The organism is Bacillus sp. XT-4 (assembly GCF_050864245.1).
GTDB lineage: Bacteria > Bacillota > Bacilli > Bacillales > Bacillaceae > Bacillus > Bacillus altitudinis.
Genome location: NZ_JBPAFI010000002.1, coordinates 523,238 through 545,858, shown reverse-complemented (window position 1 = coordinate 545,858; position 22,621 = coordinate 523,238). Strand labels below are relative to the sequence as shown.

Genomic DNA, 22,621 nt, shown 5'->3' with positions numbered 1-22,621 from the left:
GGATACTTATTTATTTCTATGGATATGATTGGAAACCCTGCTTCATGAAAAAATGGCTTGCAGAAAAAGAGGATGAAAACAAATAAAAAAAGACCTGTTAGACAGGTCTTTGATATTAAAGAATCGCATTTAACACAAAGTATATAAGTGCCCCTAGAGTTCCCGAAATCGGTAATGTGATCACCCAAGTGACAAGCATACGTTTTGCCGTACCCCAGTTGACCCCTTTTACTCTATGTGCAGAACCTACACCTAGAATAGAAGATGAGATCACGTGAGTGGTACTAACCGGTAAGTGAATAAATGTTGCACCGAAGATAATAGCTGCACCCGTTAAGTCTGCAGATACTCCGTTTACTGGACGAATCTTCATGATTTTACCACCGACTGTTTTAATAATCTTCCAGCCGCCAATAGACGTACCTAGTCCCATTGCAAGCGCACAAGAGAATTGTACCCAGAAAGGAATGTCGTCTGTTGTATGCAAATTACCTGCAATTAAAGCCATCGTAATAATTCCCATCGCTTTTTGCGCATCGTTTGTTCCGTGGGTATACGATTGCAGTGCAGCCGTTAAAATTTGAACACGTCGGAATTGTTTATTTGTTTTTGCGAGATTATTGTTTCGGAATATAATTTTGATAATGGTATACACGATATATCCCAAAACAAAAGCCAGGATAGGTGAAAGCAAAAGTGCTTGAATGATTTTAATGAATCCCGAATAGTTTAAAGCGCCAAAACCAGCAGAGGCAATAACAGCTCCTGCAATTGATCCGATCAGTGCATGTGAAGAACTACTCGGAATCCCGTAATACCAAGTAAGCAAGTTCCAAGTAATCGCTGCAATTAAAGCAGCCAAAATGACGACAGATCCGTTTTGAAGTGTAAAAGGATCTGCGATGTCTTTTGTAATGGACTTTGCCACACCTGTAAATGTCATTGCTCCTAAGAAGTTCATAAACGCTGCCATAATAATAGCATGTCTTGGCTTTAACGCCTTTGTTGAAACTGAAGTAGCAATGGCATTTGCTGTATCGTGGAATCCGTTAATGAAATCAAAAGCAAGTGCACAAATGACAATAAGTATGGTAAGGATGAGTAATGTATCCATGTTTAACTAACCCCGTTACGCATTCTTCATAATGATTGTTTCTAGATTGTTGGCAACACTTTGACAGGAATCTGCGATTTCTTCAAGTGTTTCGTAAATTTCTTTGTATTGAATGACCTTAATTGGGTCTGTTTCTTTTCCAAACAAGTTCTTTAGTGATTTGCGGTGAAGATTGTCACAATTATGCTCAATCTCTTTAATTTTGATTGCGTGCGGATGAATATCTTTCAAGCGATTATCAGCCAGTAATTCAATAGTCGTTAAAATTTCTTTCGCACATTCTCTGATGTAGTGGCTGAATTTGTCGATATGTTCGTCAGAGCTTGTAATTGAATAAATTTCTAAAGTTGCTGAAAAATGCTCAATGCCGTCTAAAACATCGTCGAGGCTATTCGTCAATTGAAGAATGTCTTCACGTTCAATCGGTGTAATAAAGGCTTTGTTCAGCTCTTTAATCATGGTATGAACATGATTATCACCTTTTGTCTCATATTCCTTCAATGTGTCAGAAAATTCTTTCAGAGTGGTTTGATTTGTTACTTTATAGCTAACAAAATACTCAGCAGTTTCATCTAAATTTTTAGCAATTTCCGTTAACAAGACGGAAAACTTGTCTTTTTTCCTTTTTAACATGTAAAAACCCTCCATTGTATAAATGAGACAATGCACACATCAAATAATTATATATTCTTTTGTCGAAAAAAAACAGGTGTAGTCGAAAATTTCTTCACTTTTTCTATTTGATCTTATTCTGACCTAAAGATGTGATCTCAACTCACCTTTTTCAGAAAGGGGAAAAGAAAGCAAAAAAGCGGACCATTTTTGGCACCGCTTAAACGTTAAGAAGCTGAATAAACAAGCTTAAATCGCTCACAAACAAGAAGCATATCTTCCTTAAATGTTAATCCGTACGGCTTAAGGGCTTCTGTGAAAAATTCTTCATGTTCTTTGTACCAATAGTCATATGAAAGATCGCCTTCACCTTCTGCTTTTGCAAATGATTCAGGAACCTCATTCATTGGCATGATATCTACTTGTGTGATCTCTATGATGGCTTTTGGTTCCTCCCTGCTGTCCAAAATGACCGCATATTGACCGGGTTTTGGAAGAGGCTCTTGTTCTTTTTCGTAAAAAAGGTATCCAGAACAAGTGGCTGTTTTTTTTCCTTGTTGTACAAGGTCAAGCAAGTGATCTGGATCTGCGCCAAATGCCCAAGCAGAAACAGAGGCGTGATTAGGAGTTTTTCCTGATTTTTCTTCCCAATAAGATTCCCAAAATAAAGTGCTTTTGTGGTTCATCCTTTTTCCCCCTTTGTTATGAGTTTATTATATCGTGAAGTTTCAAACTTGGAAAACGCATGTCTTTATTACTACAAGATGTGCATGTCATATGTTTTGAAAACATGCGTTTTGATTGGCAGATATAGGATGATAGAATGAAAAATTTTGAAATTTTAGAATAATCTATTGTATTCTGGTCAAGAAGTCGGTAAGGTCAAAGTAAGAATATGGAAGGGGTGTTGTTCATGAAACGCATTTCTCTAACTGTTTTGTCCATATGTCTGTTTGTTTTCTCGTTTTTCCTGCCGGTCAGCCAAGTCACTGCAAACGAAACTCATGGGAATAAAGTAGCTGTTGGTAAAGATGGTATGGTGGCTACTGCACATCCGCTTGCATCGGAGATTGGTGCTGACGTATTGAAAAAAGGTGGGAACGCAGTGGATGCTGCTGTTGCCATTCAGTACGCACTTAACGTAACAGAGCCAATGATGTCAGGAATTGGCGGTGGCGGATTTATGATGGTTTATGATGGGAAAACAAAGGAAACTTCCATCATCAATAGCAGAGAGCGAGCACCACAGGGCGCAACACCTGACATGTTTTTAACAGATGATGGAAAAGTGATTCCGTTTGCTGAGCGATCTACACATGGAAATGCGGTAGGTGTTCCAGGGACTGTAAAAGGTCTTGAAGCTGCATTAGATAAGTGGGGTACTCGTTCTATGAAGGAATTGATTGAGCCCTCCATTCAACTTGCAGAAGATGGTTTTAAAATTGATTCTGTCTTGGCAAAAGCGATTGATGATCATCAAGGAAAATTGAAAAAAACGGCCGCAGCGCCAATTTTTCTTCCGAATGATCAGCCGCTCGAAGAAGGAGATCTGCTTGTCCAGCCAGGTCTTGCAAAAACATTTAAACTCATTGCGAAAAAAGGAAGCAAAGCATTTTATGAAGGAAAAGTAGCAAAGGCACTTGCAAATACAGTTCAAGATTTTGGCGGGACGATGACTTCAAAAGATATCAAACGTTATGAAGTCAAGACTGACAAGCCAATCTGGGGAGACTATAAAGGATATCAGCTTGCAAGCATGCCTCCACCAAGCTCAGGCGGGGTGTTTATGCTACAAATTCTCAAAATACTTGACCATTTTAACCTGTCTCAGTATGACCCCAAATCATTCGAAAAATATCAGCTGCTTGCTGAAACAATGCACCTCTCCTATGCTGACAGAGCCGCATATGCCGGCGACCCCGAATTCGTAGATGTTCCACTAAAAGGACTACTAGACGATGATTACATTTCAGAAAGAGCCTCTCTCATTCAATTAGATCAAATGAATCGCAGCCCGAAAGAAGGAGATCCTTGGGCATATGAGGATGAAAAAAATCCATCCCCAATTGTTCCTCAGCCAGAAGATAAAACCATTGGTGAGACGACCCATTTTACTGTTGCAGATCAGTGGGGAAATGTTGTGTCATTCACCACTACCATTGAACAATTATTTGGTACAGGGATTCTTGTTCCAGAGTATGGATTTTTCTTAAATAATGAACTAACTGATTTTGATGCACGACCTGGCGGTGCAAATGAAGTCCAGCCAAATAAACGTCCATTATCAAGTATGACACCGACGATCATTTTTAAAGATGGAGAGCCTGTCATGACTGTTGGATCTCCTGGTGGAACGACGATCATTGCTTCTGTTTCACAGACGATTCTCAATTTACTTGAATATGACATGGAGCTTCAGGATGCGGTAGAAGAGCCAAGAATCTACACAAACAGCTTAACTTCGTATCGTTATGAAGTAGGTGTCCCTCTAGATGTAAGAACAAAGTTAAATGATATGGGTCACCAGTTTGGCAGTTCCCCTATTGATATAGGGAATGTGCAAGCTTTACTGATTGATCGAAAAGCAGGGACATTCACTGGAGTAGCTGATTCAACGAGAAATGGAACTGCTGTTGGTGTCAATCTAAAGGTAGCTGCAGATCAATAGCATTTCCCGGGAAAAGAAGCGCCTCATCAAGACGGCGTTTCTTTTTTTCATTATAATAAAAACATAGTTGACACCTGTGAATAGTTTGAATAATATATAGACTAACATCAATCATACATAGCTGATCGGACAACCGAAGGCTCTTGGCATTGACGTACAGGACTTTTTTGTACTTCAATCGCTGAGAGCCTTTTTTGCGTATAGAACTGAAAACGGCAAGGTTGGTGTCACTATTCAATGTGAAAGGGAGCGGATAACATGAAAAAATGGATATGGATGTCTATTGCAATGACACTTTTCATCATCACAAGTGCTGCATGCTCAAATGCGAATGAAGCCTCAAATCAAAAGGGAAAGATTCAGCTGTTGAATGTGTCATACGATCCTACACGTGAATTGTATCAGGAATACAATCAAGCCTTTCAGACTTATTGGAAAGACAAAACCGGTGAAGATGTGACGATACAGCAGTCTCATGGAGGATCGGGTAAGCAGGGGAGATCGATTATTGATGGACTCGAAGCAGACGTGGCTACACTTGCTCTTGGGTACGACATTGATGCCATTGCAGATCGAGGGCTACTTTCAAAGGATTGGCAAAAAGAATTTCCAAATCAGTCCACACCTTATACGTCTACGATTGTGTTTCTTGTGAAGAAAGGAAACCCCAAAAATATTAAAGACTGGGATGACCTGATTCAGCCAGGTGTATCTATCATCACACCAAATCCAAAAACGTCAGGCGGTGCAAGATGGAATTATTTAGCCGCATGGGCATATGCCGATAAAACCTTTCATGGGGATGAAGAAAAAACGAAGGATTTTGTGAAAAAGTTATATGAGCATGTCGAAGTACTCGATTCAGGTGCTCGTGGCGCCACAACAACTTTTGTCGAGCGCGGTCTTGGTGACGTGTTAATTGCTTGGGAAAATGAAGCCTATTTAACACTGCATGAATTAGGTAAAGACAAATTTGAGATTGTCAGTCCCTCCATTAGTATTCTAGCAGAGCCGCCCGTTGCCGTTGTCGACCAAAATGTGAAACGAAAAGGAACAGAGAAAGTGGCAAAGGCTTATTTAGATTATTTGTATTCTAAAAAAGGACAGGAAATTGCGGCGAAAAACTATTATCGACCAAGAAATCAAGAAGTGCTAAACAAATATAAAGATCAATTTAAAGAGATTGATATGGTGACCATTGATCAGGCATTTGGCGGATGGCGAAAGGCGCAGAAAAGATTTTTTGATGATGGCGGATTATTTGATCAAATATATAGCGGACAAAAATAGGGGGCGACGTGATGAAGAAAGGCTATACTGCCGCCAATAAAAGAAAACGTGTATTGCCTGGATTCGGGCTGAGTCTCGGAGTGACACTTGTTTATGTCAGTGCGATTGTCGTGATTCCTTTATCTATGGTATTTATTTGGACGGCTTCATTAGGAGCAGAAGGAATTTGGAATGTCTTTAGTGATGCGCGGGTGCTAAAGTCGCTGCAGCTTACGGTTACGACTTCTTTTGCAGCTGCACTCATCAATGCAGGTTTCGGTGTACTGATCGCATGGGTTCTCACGCGGTACTCGTTTCCAGGAAAGAACATCCTGGATGCCCTCATCGATTTGCCGTTTGCTCTTCCAACGGCAGTGGCCGGCATCGCTTTGACGACTCTTTATTCTCCGAATGGGTGGATTGGGCAATTTTTGCATGTGAAGGTGGCTTACACCCCGCTCGGTATTATTTTGGCACTGATTTTTATTGGCATTCCATTTGTCATAAGAACGGTTCAACCGGTCATTGAGGGGCTTGAGCAGGAAGTGGAAGAGGCCGCAGCCATACTTGGTGCTACAAGAAAACAGACCTTTTTTCATGTACTGCTGCCTGCCTTGTTTCCAGCGGTAATGACTGGATTTTCTCTTGCATTTGCAAGAGCACTCGGTGAATATGGCTCCGTTGTGTTTATAGCGGGAAATATTCCGTTTAAAACAGAGATTACACCACTGATGATCATGTCTAAGCTTGAGCAGTATGATTATCAAGGTGCCGCAGCCATTGCCTGTTTCATGCTGCTCTTATCATTTGTCATTTTGTTATTGATTCACGGATTGCAGTGGTTTGTCGAGCGGAAAAAACAAGTGGAAGTGAGGTGAGACGATTGGAAAGGGAGCTTCTTAAAGAGCACCGCATCAAGTACAGGAGTCCTGTGACGGAATCAAAAGCGGTGAAGAGTATGTTGATTGGTGTGGTGTATGCTTTTTTGATTTTGTTTTTACTCATGCCGTTGATTGCTGTGTTTTCAAAGGCTTTTGAGAAAGGATGGAGTTCTTATCTTCTTGCCATCTCACATCCAGACACGCTTGCGGCAATTAAATTGACTGTTTTCATTGTGATGATCACATTGCCGCTTCAAATGATTTTTGGGGTCAGTGCTGCTTGGCTCATCACAAAATTTCATTTCCCGGGAAAACGTTTGTTAACGACTGTCATTGATCTTCCATTTGCGGTGTCACCTGTCATTGCAGGACTTGTATTTGTACTTTTATTTGGTTCAAATGGACTTTTAGGACCGTGGCTTTTAGCAAATGGATGGAAAGTGATTTACTCTGTACCGGGGATGATTCTTGCGACCATCTTTGTGACATTTCCTTTTGTTGCGAGAGAGTTAATTCCGTTTATGCAAAATGAAGGCATTCATGAGGAAGAAGCATCGCTTACGCTTGGTGCCAGTGGGTGGAAGACCTTTTTCCTTGTGACACTTCCAAATATAAAATGGGCCCTTTTTTACGGCGCCATTTTAGCAGGGGCTAGGGCAATTGGTGAATTTGGTGCAGTGTCGGTTGTATCTGGTCATATACGCGGAATGACGAATACGATGCCGCTTCATATAGAAATTCTATACAACGAGTATCAATTCCAAGCGGCTTTTGCTGTGGCCTCTCTCATGGCGTTTGTAGCGGTCATTACATTAATCATCAAGCAGATCATTCAGCAGAGAGATCACAGGCTTGGCAAGCGTTCAAAATGAATGGAGGGATCAGCCTTGGGGATTACAGCGAAACAAATATCAAAGCAATTTGGGCAGACGAAGGTTTTGCAAAACGTGGATTTGACGATCGGAAATGGGGAATTAATATCCTTACTAGGACCATCTGGATCAGGTAAGACGACTTTATTAAGAATTATTGCAGGGCTTGATGATGCGAATGCAGGACAGATCTTATTTGGAGAACAGGATTATACTCACATCCCAGTGCGAAAACGGCAAATTGGTTTTGTCTTTCAGCAATATGCGCTTTTTCGAAATATGACGGTATTTGATAATGTGGCTTATGGATTGAAGATGAAACCTAGAGGAGAAAGGCTGCCTAAAAAAGACATCAAAGAGCGGGTGCATGAGCTGCTGAAAGTTGTTCAATTAACGCAGTATGAACACCGTTATCCAGAGCAGCTGTCAGGTGGACAAAAGCAACGTGTAGCACTCGCACGTGCTCTAGCCGTTAAACCGAAAGCTCTTCTCTTAGATGAACCTTTTGGTGCACTAGATTCAAAGGTGAGAAAAGAATTAAGACATTGGCTGAAAAAAGTTCATCAAGAATTTCAAATGACGACCATCTTTGTGACGCATGATCAAGAAGAAGCGTTTGATATCGCTGATCGTGTTGTAGTGATGAATGAGGGCAGAATCGAAAAAATCGGCACAAAAAAAGAAATGACAGAGCAGACAGACAACCTTTTTGTAGCTGAATTTTTAGATATAGGAAGCCATATTTAACAAGAAGTTGATGTGATGTAATGAAAGAGATGCGGCAAAAAGCTGCATCTTTTTTTATAAAAATTTTCCTAGGAACATTGACTTATAATTTCGAATATTATAATATCTTTACAAAGGTAACAGTATTGAACATTTTATAAAACATCTATTTGTAAGCGCTTTACAAAAGGTTCTATTTTAAAATGTTCATTCTTTTTGTTACATGTGTTCATATTTATACCAAATGAAAGGGGTGGTTGTTTGAACAGCTTGTTTGAGTTAGATCAACAGCTGATTGAGCTGCAATACGAAGCATCTTCAAGTGAGGAGGTGACTGCCTATTTAGCAGAAAGGTTAGAAACTGGAGGGTATATTAAATCGAGCTTTTTACCAGCAGTGCTTGAAAGAGAAAAAACATATCCGACCGGTCTTCCTCTTGCGACCTTTGGGGTGGCCATTCCCCATACAGATCCTGAACATGTAAACAAACCGGCGATCAGTGTAGCGACATTAAAGGAACCTGTTATTTTTCATAAGATGGGAAGCCCTCATGAGACAGTTCAAGCCAAAATTGTGTTCGTTCTTGCAATCTCTGAACCTAGTAAGCAGCTCGTGATGTTAGAGAAACTGATGACGCTTTTCAGAAAAGAAGAAGTAATGACAAGTTTATCTCAGATGACATCGTATGAAGAAGCCGTTGATGTACTTCAAAAAGAATTAAACCAATAGTTATTCACGACATAATGTAAGCGCTTTATTTAAAATCAGGAGGTGGATGTATGATCAAGCAAGCCGTCGATTTCATCTTAGACTTAGGGCCAACAATTATGCTCCCAATTATTATGACGTTATTCGGTATGATTTTAAGGCAAGGATTTAAAAAATCCTTCCGTGCAGGTATTACGATCGGAATTGGATTTGTCGGGGTCAATCTTGTCATTAATTTACTCGTAAGCGGTCTTGGACCAGCAGCCAAAGCCATGGTCAATTCTCTTGGATTAAAGCTTGATATTTTAGATGTCGGCTGGCCGATTGGAGCCGCTATTTCATTTGGTACACCTGTTGCCCCTTTAATGATTCCTCTTGTGCTCTTGTTAAATGTTATTTTGCTGTCTGTTAACTTTACGAAAACATTGAATGTGGATATTTGGAATTTCTGGCATTTGATTTTCGCTGCTTCTGTTACTTACTACGCTTATCATAATATGTTCTTAGCCCTTGCCGTTGGTTTAATCGTTTCTGCGATTACACTAAAACTCGCCGATTGGACGGCACCGACGATTGAACACCATTTCGGATTAAAAGGCGTATCGATGGCTCATGCTGAAACGGTCAACTTCGCTCCGCTGATGTATGCGTCAAACCGCGTGATTGATAAAATCCCTGGTTTAAACAAAATTCATGCGGATCCAGAAACTTTGAAAAAACGTTTTGGCATCTTTGGTGAACCGCTTGTGATGGGTCTTATACTTGGTATCATTATTGGTCTTCTTGGTGGCTATGATGCAAAAGGTGTCATGACCCTTGGAATTCAAATGGCTGCAGTGCTTGTGTTAATGCCAAGAATGGTTGCTTTATTAATGGAAGGACTTATTCCAATCTCTGAGGGTGCTCGTTCTTATATTCAAAAGCGTTTCCCTGGAAAAAATGTCTATATTGGTTTGGATACAGCGATTGTCATTGGTCATCCAGCGAATATGGCTGTAGCCCTTTTGATGGTGCCAATCACCATTTTGCTCGCTGTCGTTCTTCCCTACAATGGTATGCTGCCGTTTGCAGACTTATCGGTTCTGCCATTTACAGTGGTATGGGCAGTAGCTGCCGCTCGTGGGAATATTATTCGCGGCCTCATTAACAGTATTTTTACTTTAATGATTGTTTTCTTCATTGCAACGAACCTTGCACCACTCGCCACAACAATGGGGAAAGCAGTTGGTTTCGACTTCCCAGAAGGGGCAAATATGATCTCTGGTATTGATCTTGGTTCACACGTCATTCCTTGGATCATGGTGAGACTTCTTGATCCGAGCAACCCTTACTTCATTGCAGCGATTGTCTGTGCACTGGCATATGCGCTTCTTTGGTACTGGGTGCGAAATGATATTAAAAAGCAGTATGCAAAAGAAATGGGCTTAGATCAGAAAGATCAATAAATGAGCTGGAGGGATTCTCATGGCAAAAAAAATATTAGTATCTTGCGGAACGGCAGTTGCTACGTCAACGGTTGTGGCAAAAAAGGTAGAAGAGACATTAAAGGAAAAAGGATACGATGTCATCGTTGAACAGTGTAAGGCATCTGAGGTTCCGCAGAAAGCGGAGGGTGCTGATTTAATTGTGACGACAACGCCTGTTAGTGATACAAAAGGAACGCCTGTGATTCAAACGTTATCTTTTTTAACGGGATTTGGCATTGAAGAGGATATTGAAAAAATTATCGATCATATTAAGTGAACGATGATTGCGTGGAGGAGCTGCGAAAGCTCCTTCCATGTCATTTGAAAGGAGGAGCTCTCATGCAGCAGCATGCTTATAGCCGAACGTCTGCCATGTTTTCTATTTTCCTTCCGGCCTTGTTAATATGTGTGTTTTTTCTCTGGTCTCTTTATACGTTGATGTCGGCAGGACCTGAGCCATTAGCTGTGTTAGGTGTCTATACGCTGCCTATCCTTATGCTTTCTAGCATCACTGGCCTGAATCAGCCAACGAATATCATGATTAGTGAAGATGAGCTGAAAATAGGTGCTTTTGGCAGGTGGCACACATATGCCGTGTCCGATATTAAAGGAAAATTGTTTTTAAAACCATATCCTCATATCGGGAAAGTATATGTCAGAGTGGGACCTGCGCGAATATTTGGCGGACGCTACTGGATTTCAAGTGAGATGAGTGAGTACAAGCAGCTCGTTCAATCCTTGCAGAGTCTTGCGACATGTGATGAAAAGGAGGATGCGGCTAAATGAAATCAGCTGTCTTTTATTCTTCAGAGGACATTCGTTACGAGGAGCGGAAGCGGCCAGCCATTGGTGATGATGAAGTATTATTAAAAATGCGTGCCTGCGGGTTATGCGGGACGGATATTTATAAAGCGACACATGAGACGGTACCTCCTGGCACAGTGCTAGGGCATGAAATCGCTGGTGACATTATCGAAACAGGCCGTCACGTCACACATGTTCAAACGGGAGACAGGGTGTATGTAGCGCATCATGTCCCTTGTTTTACTTGTGACTTTTGTCAAAGAGGATTTTATACAATGTGCCCGCAATTTGCAGCCACAAATGTAGAGCCGGGCGGTTTTTCGGAATATATTCGTGTTCCTGCTTTACATGTGAAGCATACAATGGGCAAACTCCCACATGACGTCTCATATGAACAAGGAGCGATGGTCGAACCGGTTGCCTGCTGTCTTCACGGCTTTGAAAGGGCGCCCGTTCATCCTGGAGATTCGGTGTTGATTCTTGGAGCGGGGCAAATTGGCTGCATTCAATTACAGCTTGCCAAATATTATTTGGCTGGAAAAGTGATGATCACAGACGTAAATGAGAACAGGCTCCTTCAAGCAAGAAATCTTGGGGCGGACGTCGCCTTTCATCCAGCATCTGAGCCAGTAGAAAACCGCGTCATGAAAGAAACAGGTGGAAAGGGAGCGGACCTTGTTATTATTTCTGTGGGGAGCAGTGCGCTTTTAAAAGAAGCATTTCAAGCTGTCGCAAGAGGCGGAACGATTTTGGTCTTTGCTCACTTTCCGAAAGGGGATGTCTCCATTCCAGCAGAACGTTTTTTCCATGATGAAGTGAAAGTAGTCGGAGCTTATTCGTCGCATCCATACCATTATCGTGAAGCGCTGGAGCTCTTAAAAGCAAAGGTCGTTCATACAGAAAAAATGGTGACGCATCGATATCCATTAAGTCAGCTTCGTCAGGCGATAGAATGCGCTAGGCATCCAGAAGGTGAAAGCGTCAAAATCATGATGTATCCAGATGAATGAGAATGTACGAGATGGAGAGAAAGAGAAGGTCTTTGGAAAAGGGCTTTGCCTTTCTCTTTTTTTCTGAAAAAAGATGAAAACGCTTAAAAAATAAACGGAAATGCTTGACTTCAATGAGAGTTAAACGTATGATAATTACAAATGTAACACATAAGAACAAATGTAAAGGGGAGAGAAGAAATGCAAAAACAAATCACTTTGCCTGAACAGATTAGTCATGAGAAATTAGCAGATTTATATAAACAAATGTGGTTAGTAAGATATTTTGATGAAAAGGTCGATCAATTCTTTGCTAAAGGATTAATCCATGGAACGACCCATTTATGTGTTGGACAGGAAGCATCGGCTGTTGGATCTATTGCTGTGTTAAAGGATGAAGATAAGATTGTCAGTACACACCGCGGACATGGTCACTGTATTGCAAAAGGTGCAGAGGTCAATAAAATGATGGCTGAACTGTTCGGACGTGAAACAGGTTACTGCAAAGGAAAAGGCGGTTCCATGCATATTGCCGATTTAGAAAAAGGAAACCTTGGGGCAAATGGAATTGTTGGCGGCGGTATTCCACTTGCAACAGGTGCGGCGCTCACGTCCAAGATGAAAAAGGAAGGCTTTGTGGTCCTTTGTTTCTTCGGAGACGGCGCCACAAATGAAGGCAGCTTCCATGAAGCGCTGAATCTTGCTTCCATTTGGGATTTACCTGTTGTGTTTATTTGTGAAAACAACCAATACGGCATGTCTGGTCCTGTGAAAGAAATGATCAACATTGAAGACATCTCAACAAGAGCAGAAAGCTACGGAATGCCAGGGAAAACAGTTGATGGAAATGACATGGTTGAGATCATGAATACAGTAGATGAAGCGGTAAGCCGTGCAAGAGCTGGAGAAGGGCCATCACTCATTGAAATGAAAACGTATCGCTGGAAGGGTCACTCAAAGAGTGATGCGAAAAAATACCGTACACGTGAAGAAGAGACAGAATGGAGACAAAAAGACGGAATTAAACGCTTTAAGTCACTCTTAATGGAGCTAGATGTTCTGACAGAAGAGCAGGCTGCTCGTTTACAAGAAGAAGCGAAGCAAGAGATCGAGGCATCTGTTGAATTTGCGAAAAATAGTAAAGAACCATCAATTGACACACTATTAGAGGATGTATACGCCTAATTAGGAGGGGAATCACGTGACAAACACGACAGTGAGAGAGATTTCATATTTAGAAGCCGTTCGAGAAGCAATGAGTCAGGAAATGAGAAAAAATCAAGATGTCTTCATTTTAGGTGAAGATATCGGCGTATACGGTGGCGCATTTGGTGTCACGCGCGGGATGATCGAGGAATTCGGTCCAGAACGCGTCCGCAATACGCCGATTTCAGAGGCTGCCATCGCAGGAGGCGCAGTCGGAGCGGCTTTGACAGGAATGCGTCCGATTTTAGAACTACAATTCTCTGACTTTATTACAATTGCAATGGATCAGCTTGTAAACCAAGCAGCGAAAACACGTTACATGTTTGGCGGAAAAGGGAAAGTGCCGCTTGTTGTCAGAACACCAGCAGGTTCTGGGACAGGTGCCGCAGCGCAGCACTCCCAAAGCTTAGAAGCGTGGATGGCTCATATTCCTGGACTAAAGGTGGTTCAGCCTTCAACAGCTTATGATGCAAAAGGACTTTTAAAAGCAGCAATGGATGATGACAACCCTGTCATTTTCTATGAACACAAGCTTTTATATAAAACAATTGGTGAAGTACCAGAAGAGCAGTATTCGATTCCTTTAGGGAAAGCGGATGTGAAGAGAAGCGGAAAGGACGTCACAATTGTCGCAACAGCCATTATGGTGCACAAAGCGCTCGAAGCAGCGAAGGAACTAGAAGCGGAAGGAATCGATGTCGAGATCATTGATCCGAGAACGCTCGTCCCATTAGATGAAGAAACCATTATTGAATCTGTGAAAAAAACAGGCAAATGTATCGTTGTGCATGAGGCAGTGAAACGAGGCGGCTACGGCGGAGAGATTGCCAGTATGATAGCGGAAAGTGAAGCCTTCGACTATTTAGATGCACCTATTAAACGACTTGGCGGTCTTGCCGTCCCAATACCGTACAACCCAACGCTGGAAAAAGCAGTCATTCCACAAGTGCCAGATATTATTGAAGCAGCAAAAGAGCTCGTGCGCTCTTAAGTAAAGGGGAGAAGATCATGCCAAAAGAGATATTTATGCCGAAGCTAAGCAGTACGATGGAGATCGGTACCTTGCTTCAATGGTTTAAAGAAGAAGGAGATTCGGTTGAAATCGGTGAGCCTCTATTTGAGATTATGACAGACAAAATCAATATCGAGGTTGAAGCCTATGATGATGGCGTTTTTCTAAAGAAATATTACGAAGCAGATGATCAGATTCCAGTTAATGCTGTCATTGGATATATCGGAGAGGCTAATGAGCAGGTACCGAGCGAGCCGCCAGCGCAGTCAGATGAAGCATCTTCTGAAGACAGCGGAACGTCATCACCATCTGAACCATCTGTTTCGACTGAAGCTGAACCAGCGGTGGGTGAGAAAGTACGCGCAACTCCTGCAGCGAGAAAAACGGCAAAAGATCACCAAGTTGCCATTCACGAAGTATCTGGTACAGGACCAAAAGGCAGAATTCAAAAACGGGATGTCGAAGCGGCCCTTCATACGAACGTGAAAGGCCAGCGCGTATCACCACTTGCAGGAAAAGTGGCTGCTCGTGAAGGGATCGACTTAGCGAATGTTGCTGGTTCTGGCGTCCACGGAAAAATCATGAAGAGTGACGTGAAAGCAGCAGGCGCACAAAAGGCAGAAGCTGCTCCAGTGAGAACACAAAAACTAGCCGGGATGAGAAAAGTGATCGCAGATCGCATGTCACAAAGTGCCTTTACAGCGCCGCACGTCACATTAACAAGTGAAATTGATATGACAAAAGCAAAAGAAGTGCGCAAACAGCTGCTCCCAGCGATTGAAAAAGAGACAGGCTACAGATTGTCGTTTACAGAAATCATCATCCATGCGGTCAGCAGTGTCCTAACGCGCCATCCGCAAATCAATATGACGTTTGAACAAAATGAGCTCCATTTCCATGAGGATGTGCACATTGGTCTTGCGGTTGCTGTGAAAGACGGCTTAATGGTTCCGGTCATCTCTCATGCAAATCAAAAAGGGCTGAAACAGCTCACAAAAGAAGCAAAAGAAATTGGTCGAAATGCACGCGATCAAAAGCTGCTGCCAGACCAGTTGAAGGGGTCTACATTTACCATTAGTAACTTAGGGATGTATGCCATTGACACGTTTACCCCAATTATTAATCAGCCGGAAGTGGCGATTTTAGGTGTTGGACGCATTCAAGAAAAACCTGTAGTGATCGATGGAGAAATTCAGGTGCGGCCAATGATGGGCGTCAGTTTATCATTTGATCATCGAGTGGTAGATGGTGCACCAGCAGCAGCCTTTTTAACAGACCTTAAAAAAGTGCTTGAACAACCATTTGAATTGCTAATGTAGGAGATGAATCGGATGACAAAAACGTATGATCTGACAGTCATTGGCGGAGGGCCTGGCGGATACACTGCCGCCCTTCAAGCCGCTGAACGTGGACACAAAGTTGCATTGATTGAAGAGGATTTTCTAGGGGGGACTTGTTTAAATCGAGGCTGTATCCCTTCAAAGACACTGCTCAAACATGCAGAAGTCATTGAATCCATTGAGAAAGCAAAAAGCTGGGGAATCGAAACAGGTGAGATGGTTCTTTCCTTCGATAAAATGAGAAAACGTAAAGATGATGTCATCGAAAAACTCAGGGGCGGAATCGCCTTTTTATTAAAGCAAGGAAAGATTGATGTATATAACGGCAGAGGCACAGCTGTGACAAAAAATCGCATTGACATTAAAAAACAAGATGGGTCAGAAACGATTGAAACAAAAGAGCTGATCATTGCCACTGGCTCATCACCTGCTATTCCGCCTATTCCAGGGCTCAAAGAGATTCAATTTGACACAAGTGATACGATCTTTGACATCCCAGATATTCCTGCATCTGTCGTCATTATTGGCGGGGGTGTAATTGGTCTTGAGCTGGCATGCATCTTCCAGAGTCTCCAATCAAAAGTCACCATTATAGAAGCCGCTCCGTCGATTATTCCGCAGGAAGATGAAGAAGCGTCGAAATTACTAGAAAAAGAATTGAAGAAAAAAGGCATCCATATCGCAAAGAAAACGACGGTGACAGAAGTAACAGAAAGTGAAGGAGTCAAAGCGATTCATGCGACAGACGATAAAGGAGAGACGCACATCTTTACGGCTGAAAGACTGCTAGTTTGCGTCGGAAGAAGACCAAATGTCTCTGCTGTCAGTCAGCTGGACCTTCAGCTGGATGGTCCTTTTATTAAAGTAAACGATGAGATGAAGACAAGTGCTGAAGGTGTATATGCAATTGGCGATGTAGCCGGCGGCTATCAGCTCGCTCATGCGGCGATGGCAGAGGCAGCTGTTGCGGTTAGCAATATATGCGGCGAGCCTGAAAGAATGAATCACGACATCGTTCCTAGATGTATTTATACATTGCCAGAAGTAGCGAGTGTGGGACTGACTGAGAAAGAGGCAAAAGCCAAAGGGCTAAACGTGCGGGCAGAGCGATTTGATTTAGCTGCAAGCGGAAAAGCGTTGGCAGCAGGTGTTCAAACCGGTTTTATTAAACTCGTGTACGATACCGTATATGGTGAAGTCATTGGCGCTACAATGGTTGGTCCGCACGTAACGGAGATGATATCAGAGGCTTCCTCATTTATGTATTTAGAAGGAACAGCTGAAGAGATGGCCAAAATGATTCATCCGCATCCAACCATCTCAGAAGGCTTTTATGAAGCAGCTCTTGATATTGTGAGTAAGCTGAGAAAATAAATGCCAAACAAGGGATAGGGAGGAGATCCGTGTGCACGTCCAGCTTCATCAGAAAGTGGCACTTGTGACAGATAGCACAGATGGATTTGGAGAAGCCATCTGCCTGGCTTTGGCCCGGGCAGGTGCACATGTTTTCATACACGCTTTTCGTGATGAATCAAAAGCAAAGTCGATAAGCGAAGACATTGAAAAATTAGGCGGCCAATCGACTGTTGTCATCAATCCGCTTGAGACACCGCGTGATGCCACGCTGATGCTAAGACAAGTCATCGATACATGCGGCAAACTTGATATTTTAGTCAATCAAGCCGAGCAAACAGCAGATGGGGAGATTGATGACGTAAGTCCTGAGATATGGGTCGATGAAGTGGAAAGGTCCGTAAATACAGTCTTTCTTTCCAGTCAAGCTGCAGTGTGGCATATGGTGGATCAGAAGCAGGGCTGTATCATTAATATTTCCTCATCAGGCAGCATAACAGGTGATGGCGGGATCTCACATGCTACATCAAATAGTATGTTGAATGCCATGACAAAAGGATTAGCGCGCGAATTTAAAGACAAAGGCATCCGGGTATTGGCACTACTTCCGCCGCCTCTCCATTTGCTTCCTGACAAAGAGCAAATCAAGGAGACGGTGGCTCATATGACGGTTTTCTTAAGTACATCGTACGGCGCATTTACAGATGGAGCAGCGATTATGCTTGATGGGGGTGAGAGCGCTGGCTAATCAACAAAAACCAGTTCTCATCGTAGGTGGCGCCCAAGGGATCGGCAAAGAAATTGCTCAGCGTTTTTTAAAAGAAGGGCATCGTGTAGCTGTGTCAGATATAGATGAACAGGGACTTTTGCTTTTAAAACAACAGCATCCTCAGCTGCTGACGTTCCAAGCTGACGTTTCATCGTGGGAAAGTGTTCAGCAAATGGCGTCAGCAGCTGAAAGGGAGTTGGGTGGCATTGGGCATCTTGTCTATTCAGCAGGAATGACGAAATCCCTTCCTTTTTTAGAGGTTGATTTTTCACTTTGGAAAAAGACACTGGCTGTGAATCTATATGGTCTTTTCTACTGCATCAAAGCATTAGCACCCTATCTATGTGAGCGGAATGAAGGCAGCGTCGTCATTATTGGATCAGGATCTGCGATAACAGGCTCTGGCGGCGGCATCCAGTATTACGCATCAAAAGCCGGGGCATTTGGTCTCATGCGTTCGCTCGTAAAGGAATTGGGTTCCCATCATGTCCGCATCAATGTCATTGCACCGCGCGTCATTGAATCTCAGATGCTTGATACGCTCTATCCGACTGAGCTTGAGAAAAGTCAGCTTCGATCACTTATTCCTATCGGGAGATTAGGAAAACCAGAAGATATTGCTGGAGTCACTTTATTTCTAGCAAGTGACGAGGGAAGCTATTTGCACGGACAGATACTCTTATTAGACGGCGGGAGAACGTATCAGCCTAAATATAGCGAGGGAAAAAGAGCGGAGCGTTAATCGCTCTTTTTGTCATTTTCATAACAATTGTTCCAATTAGAAACGAATGTTTGGTATACTGGTAATCATAGTATATTAAAAGGATGATGTCACATGCTGAATTGGGAAGAAAGACGACAGCTCGTCAAGGTTGCTCATCTTTATTATACAGACGGGTGGACGCAGCAGGAGATTGCAAAAAAGCTCAATGTCTCAAGACCAGTCATTTCAAAGCTCTTACAAAAAGCAAAAGATGTGGGAATCGTTGAAGTGTACATTAAAGACGAAAGTATTCATACAGTGGAACTTGAAAAGCAGCTGGAAACAACTTTTCAATTAACGGATGCTGTCGTTGTCCCAAGTGTCGGGACAATGTCTGAGATGGTCAAACGGGCAGTCGGTCAAGCGGGCGCCTATTATCTTTCTAAAAACATGAAAGGCGCTGAGAAAATCGGTATTTCATGGGGAACCACACTTGCCGAGCTCGTGAAGGAATATCCATTTGAGCGAAGAAACGATGTCAAAGTCATTCCTTTAGAGGGCGGAATGGGCAGGCAGGCAGTCGACATTCACGCGAATCAGCTGGCATATGAGCTGGCAAAGAAGATGAATGGTACGTGTTCCTATTTATATGCACCTGCGATTTTAGAAACAGAAGAATTAAAAGAGCGGCTGATGGCGATGCAGGACATAGAAGCTGTGCTTGAAGAAGGCAGAAATGTTGATATTGCCCTGATCGGTATTGGAAATCCGCATAAAGGCTCTACATTGAAAACAGTCGGTTATTTAAAAGAAGAGGATTTGTCTGGGTTGAGACAATCAGGGGCTGTTGGTGATATTGGTTTTCGTTTCTTTGATGGTGAAGGGAAACCAGTCCAAGATGAGCTGAACCAAAAGGTGATTGGATTATCGTTAGAACAATTAAAGAACGTGAAAAAAGTCATCGCAGTTGTGGAAGGAACCCATAAAGCTGAAAGTATTTTAGGGGCCTTAAACGGCGGCTTTATTCAGGTGCTCGTCACCGACGAATTAACTGCGGCAGCTATTTTAAAGGAAGCATCTGTCCAATAAACAGCTGACAGCTATCGTATTGTATAAAAAGAGCTACATCAAACGAGAAAGGAGCTGTGTATCTTGAAGAAAACCGAAATGGAAGCAAACCTACACTGTACTCGGTGCCAAGAAGAGACCCTCCACAGCATCGTTTATGTGAATGATCAGATGAAAAGCGTTGAGTGTACAGAGTGTCATCAGAAGATCAGTGTGCAAGTCGACATCATGAAGGAATTTTACAAAGAAGTATATGAAAAAATTGCGACAAAGCCGAAGCGGATGACGCAGGAGTATAAGGCGAATCTGAATGGATTTATTTCAAGACTCCCCATCCGGGTTTTAAGTAAGCCATACCGGCTGATGAGATATTTAAACGAATCTTATAAGGTCATTAAGCAATATAAAAAATAAAGCAGAGGCTGTCTTAGCGCTCTGCTTTATTTTGTGTTTTTTTCATGTAGTAATAAATCGGCAGTCCGGCAATGCCGATCAGCATGGAGATCAGGCAGCTTTGCCAATCGGTGATCATGGTGCTGATTAAGACAAAGAAAGAGCCGATAATCGCAATGATCGGTGTGAGCGGGTAAAGTGGTACGCTATAAGTGCGCTTCATTCCCTTGTTTTGTTTTCTTAGCTTAAAGACAGCGAAAAAGGCCATCACATAGAAGATGTAAATCATGAAAATCGAAACCTCTGACAGCTTCTCAGGATTACTGACGATCATAAACACAATGGCAATCAAAATCTGTACAAATACAGCGATCCAAGGTGTTTGAAAAGTAGGATGAATGCGTGAAATGGCTTTGGCAAACGGAATTTGTTTTCGTTCTGCCATTGCAAAAATGACACGCGGGAACGAAAGAACCTTTCCATTCAAACAGCCAAAGATACTAATGATGATTCCGATACTAATAATTTTACCGCCAATGGGACCAAAGAGCATTGTAGCAGCTGTGCTTGTGGCATTTTCACCTAGTTGAACGATTTGATCAGCTGGTAACACATGCAAAAGGGCGATGTTAATAAAGAGATAACATGCTGTGACAATTAAAATACCTCCTGCCATCGCGCGAGGAAGCAGTTTCTCTGGATTTTTCATTTCACCACCAAGCGCTGCAAGCAAAATCCAGCCATCATAGGCGAATAATGTTGCCAAAATTGCTGCACCGAAGTTCATCTGAGCGATACTCTCATTGACGGCTGTGAAAATATGTTCATTTCCTTTCCATAAGCCAAACACAATAATTGCTGCAATTGGAACAAGCTTTCCGATCGTGGTCAGTCCTTGGACAAAACCACCGTATTTCGTTCCCATGATGTTGATCACACATAAAAAAAGAACGGTGATAATGCCAATGGTTGTAGCCCATATAGATGAAAGAGAAAATAAATTAGCTAATAATGAACCAAAATAAAGACCAAGAGCACCAATAATCGCTGGTCCGTAAATAATAATTTGCACCCAGCCACATAAGTAGCCCCAAAATTCACCGTATACTTCTTCAAGATAGGCATATAAACCGCCAGTACGCGGGATTTGTGTACCAATTTCAGCGACTGTGAGTCCGCCTGCAAGGGTTAAGATCCCGCCTAACAGCCATGCGAATAAGGCGATGCCTGAGCTTCCTGAATAAGAAAGGACGTTGCCAGGCTTCATAAAAACGCCAGATCCAATAATTGTTCCGATGACAAGAGATAGGGCAAAAAATAAGCCGATGTCTTGTTTTAACGCTGGTTGTTCTTTGTTCATTACACACGACCTCCTGCATCACTTTCGTACGTTACTGTGACATGTATTTTGTTCATTGTAATACGATTTTAGGAAAACAAGAATTAAAAAAATTTTCTGATTTTCGTATTTGTATTTAAAAGTGTTCGTTTATTGGAGATATTAGGATGAATGTTATCTTAAAAACGAACAATATAATAATATTTTCGATTTAATGTTAATTTAATAGGTGAAAGCCGAACATCCAATAAAGATGCAGCCGAATGGTTGACTTTTCTTCTAAAATGACCTATTTTATTCATAAGGATATTATCTTGAATTCGAGATATTTTATAATAGGAGTGAACACAATGAAAATAAATGGGATTCACCACGTATCAGCACTAACAGCAAATGCTCAGAAAAACGTTGATTTCTACCGCCAAATCCTTGGCTTAAAACTGGTGAAAAAAACAGTCAATCAAGATGATCCATCGATGTATCATCTATTTTATGGAGATGAGGTCGCCTCACCTGGTACAGAGCTGACGTTTTTTGAAATACCGATGCTCGCCCGCCGGCTGGACGGAACAAATGCGATCTCACGCACAGGTTTGATTGTCACTTCAGAGGAGGCACTCACCTTTTGGGAAAAGCGCTTTGAAGAAAAAGGTGTAAAGAAAGAAACAGCTTCTTTAAGAGGCGGCAGACCTGCCTTGAAATTTACAGATCCAGAAGGACAGCAGCTGTTTTTGACTGTAGAACCAAGCGTGCAAGATGGAGCGAAGCCGCCAGTGCATGATGAGATTCCTGCTGATTTTGCGATCAGAGGTTTGGGACCAGTAGAATTAACAGTCGCAGAAGCAGATAAAACGATCAGTGTGTTAACGAGCATCCTTGGTTTCACAGAAAAAGCACGTGAACAATCAAATGATGGGGAAATCGTGACGATTTTTGAATCAGGACAGGGCGGAGCTGGAACAGAGATTCATGTCATTGAAAAAGCAGAAGGACCTGCTGAGCGATCTGGCAGAGGGAGTGTTCATCACGTAGCCTTTCGTGTAGCGGACGCAGAAGAGCTTGAAAAATGGCATGATAAAATAGCCAAAGCCGGTTTCACCAACTCTGGTGTTGTAGAACGTTTTTATTTTAAAGCCCTATATTTTAGAGAGCCAAACGGCATTTTGTTTGAAATCTCAACAGACGGTCCGGGATTTACAGTGGATGAAAGCGTGGATGAGCTTGGTGATCAATTAGCACTTCCACCATTTTTAGAGCACAAACGAGCAGAAATTGAACAAAGATTAGTCCCAATCAAGTGAACATGAAAAAAGCAGCTCATAAAAATTG

Annotated in this window: 23 protein-coding genes; 19 read left to right on the top strand and 4 right to left on the bottom strand. The window is 42.3% G+C overall.

Going from position 1 to position 22,621, the window contains the following annotated elements:
- Positions 1–115 precede the first annotated feature (115 nt).
- The 3 genes from ACRRMM_RS08020 to ACRRMM_RS08010 all read right to left on the bottom strand — a co-directional run bounded on the left by ACRRMM_RS08020 (position 116) and on the right by ACRRMM_RS08010 (position 2,412).
- Positions 116–1,114: an inorganic phosphate transporter gene (locus tag ACRRMM_RS08020; RefSeq protein WP_017359158.1), complete on the bottom strand. Its 999-nt coding sequence runs from the start codon at positions 1,112–1,114 to the stop codon at positions 116–118.
- Positions 1,115–1,129: 15 nt separating this feature from the next.
- A complete protein-coding gene (locus ACRRMM_RS08015; protein ID WP_017359157.1) occupies positions 1,130–1,747 on the bottom strand; it encodes a DUF47 domain-containing protein in 618 nt (205 codons plus the stop codon).
- A 206-nt stretch (positions 1,748–1,953) separates the two neighbouring features.
- Positions 1,954–2,412: an ASCH domain-containing protein gene (locus tag ACRRMM_RS08010; protein WP_135226790.1), complete on the bottom strand. Its 459-nt coding sequence runs from the start codon at positions 2,410–2,412 to the stop codon at positions 1,954–1,956.
- A 227-nt stretch (positions 2,413–2,639) separates the two neighbouring features.
- On the opposite strand from ACRRMM_RS08010, the gene ggt reads away from it, so the two are divergent.
- The 18 genes from ggt to ACRRMM_RS07920 all read left to right on the top strand — a co-directional run bounded on the left by ggt (position 2,640) and on the right by ACRRMM_RS07920 (position 19,974).
- Positions 2,640–4,394, top strand: a complete 1,755-nt coding sequence (gene ggt / locus ACRRMM_RS08005) for a gamma-glutamyltransferase (RefSeq protein ID WP_148780207.1) — start codon at positions 2,640–2,642, stop codon at positions 4,392–4,394.
- Between the two features lie 258 nt (positions 4,395–4,652).
- Positions 4,653–5,684, top strand: coding sequence for a sulfate ABC transporter substrate-binding protein (locus tag ACRRMM_RS08000; RefSeq protein ID WP_251185939.1), 1,032 nt, complete (start codon positions 4,653–4,655; stop codon positions 5,682–5,684).
- An 11-nt stretch (positions 5,685–5,695) separates the two neighbouring features.
- Positions 5,696–6,541, top strand: a complete 846-nt coding sequence (cysT, locus tag ACRRMM_RS07995) for a sulfate ABC transporter permease subunit CysT (RefSeq protein ID WP_017359153.1) — start codon at positions 5,696–5,698, stop codon at positions 6,539–6,541.
- Between the two features lie 5 nt (positions 6,542–6,546).
- A complete protein-coding gene (gene cysW, locus ACRRMM_RS07990; protein WP_041507422.1) occupies positions 6,547–7,416 on the top strand; it encodes a sulfate ABC transporter permease subunit CysW in 870 nt (289 codons plus the stop codon).
- A gap of 15 nt (positions 7,417–7,431) precedes the next feature.
- Positions 7,432–8,163 (top strand): sulfate/molybdate ABC transporter ATP-binding protein, encoded by a 732-nt coding sequence (locus ACRRMM_RS07985; protein WP_428828905.1) that lies wholly within the window; start codon positions 7,432–7,434, stop codon positions 8,161–8,163.
- 240 nt (positions 8,164–8,403) lie between these two features.
- Positions 8,404–8,871 carry a PTS sugar transporter subunit IIA gene (locus ACRRMM_RS07980; RefSeq protein ID WP_017359150.1) on the top strand — a complete coding sequence of 156 codons (468 nt, stop codon included), beginning with the start codon at positions 8,404–8,406 and terminating at the stop codon, positions 8,869–8,871.
- A 50-nt stretch (positions 8,872–8,921) separates the two neighbouring features.
- Complete coding sequence (locus ACRRMM_RS07975; RefSeq protein ID WP_007498866.1) at positions 8,922–10,295, top strand: PTS galactitol transporter subunit IIC; 1,374 nt, start codon at positions 8,922–8,924, stop codon at positions 10,293–10,295.
- 19 nt (positions 10,296–10,314) lie between these two features.
- Positions 10,315–10,593, top strand: coding sequence for a PTS sugar transporter subunit IIB (locus tag ACRRMM_RS07970; RefSeq protein ID WP_008346262.1), 279 nt, complete (start codon positions 10,315–10,317; stop codon positions 10,591–10,593).
- A 62-nt stretch (positions 10,594–10,655) separates the two neighbouring features.
- Complete coding sequence (locus ACRRMM_RS07965) at positions 10,656–11,102, top strand: hypothetical protein (RefSeq protein WP_008346260.1); 447 nt, start codon at positions 10,656–10,658, stop codon at positions 11,100–11,102.
- A complete protein-coding gene (locus tag ACRRMM_RS07960; RefSeq protein ID WP_056704882.1) occupies positions 11,099–12,130 on the top strand; it encodes an alcohol dehydrogenase catalytic domain-containing protein in 1,032 nt (343 codons plus the stop codon). Before ACRRMM_RS07965 ends, ACRRMM_RS07960 begins: the two co-directional genes overlap by 4 nt.
- A 180-nt stretch (positions 12,131–12,310) precedes the next feature.
- Positions 12,311–13,294, top strand: coding sequence for a pyruvate dehydrogenase (acetyl-transferring) E1 component subunit alpha (gene pdhA, locus ACRRMM_RS07955; protein ID WP_008346257.1), 984 nt, complete (start codon positions 12,311–12,313; stop codon positions 13,292–13,294).
- 31 nt (positions 13,295–13,325) lie between these two features.
- Entirely contained in the window at positions 13,326–14,306 is a 981-nt protein-coding gene (locus ACRRMM_RS07950; protein ID WP_026050078.1) for an alpha-ketoacid dehydrogenase subunit beta, read from the top strand.
- Between the two features lie 17 nt (positions 14,307–14,323).
- Positions 14,324–15,646: a dihydrolipoamide acetyltransferase family protein gene (locus tag ACRRMM_RS07945; protein WP_428828906.1), complete on the top strand. Its 1,323-nt coding sequence runs from the start codon at positions 14,324–14,326 to the stop codon at positions 15,644–15,646.
- A 12-nt stretch (positions 15,647–15,658) separates the two neighbouring features.
- A complete protein-coding gene (gene lpdA, locus ACRRMM_RS07940; protein ID WP_108611578.1) occupies positions 15,659–17,041 on the top strand; it encodes a dihydrolipoyl dehydrogenase in 1,383 nt (460 codons plus the stop codon).
- A gap of 31 nt (positions 17,042–17,072) precedes the next feature.
- The gene (locus ACRRMM_RS07935; protein ID WP_046526584.1) at positions 17,073–17,768 is read left to right on the top strand and encodes an SDR family NAD(P)-dependent oxidoreductase; all 696 of its coding nucleotides are present in this window, start codon (positions 17,073–17,075) and stop codon (positions 17,766–17,768) included.
- Positions 17,746–18,531: an SDR family NAD(P)-dependent oxidoreductase gene (locus ACRRMM_RS07930; protein WP_046526585.1), complete on the top strand. Its 786-nt coding sequence runs from the start codon at positions 17,746–17,748 to the stop codon at positions 18,529–18,531. The genes ACRRMM_RS07935 and ACRRMM_RS07930 overlap by 23 nt, the downstream gene beginning before the upstream one ends.
- 93 nt (positions 18,532–18,624) lie before the next feature.
- Positions 18,625–19,581 carry a sugar-binding transcriptional regulator gene (locus ACRRMM_RS07925; protein ID WP_017359143.1) on the top strand — a complete coding sequence of 319 codons (957 nt, stop codon included), beginning with the start codon at positions 18,625–18,627 and terminating at the stop codon, positions 19,579–19,581.
- Positions 19,582–19,644: 63 nt separating this feature from the next.
- On the top strand, positions 19,645–19,974 hold the full coding sequence (locus tag ACRRMM_RS07920; protein ID WP_008358910.1) for a hypothetical protein: 330 nt from the start codon (positions 19,645–19,647) through the stop codon (positions 19,972–19,974).
- Between the two features lie 13 nt (positions 19,975–19,987).
- On the opposite strand, the gene ACRRMM_RS07915 is transcribed toward ACRRMM_RS07920, so the two are convergent.
- On the bottom strand, positions 19,988–21,313 hold the full coding sequence (locus ACRRMM_RS07915) for an APC family permease (protein WP_035392321.1): 1,326 nt from the start codon (positions 21,311–21,313) through the stop codon (positions 19,988–19,990).
- A gap of 329 nt (positions 21,314–21,642) precedes the next feature.
- Between ACRRMM_RS07915 and ACRRMM_RS07910 the strand changes: the two genes are divergently transcribed.
- Positions 21,643–22,593: a ring-cleaving dioxygenase gene (locus ACRRMM_RS07910; protein WP_025207212.1), complete on the top strand. Its 951-nt coding sequence runs from the start codon at positions 21,643–21,645 to the stop codon at positions 22,591–22,593.
- Positions 22,594–22,621: the final 28 nt, after the last annotated feature.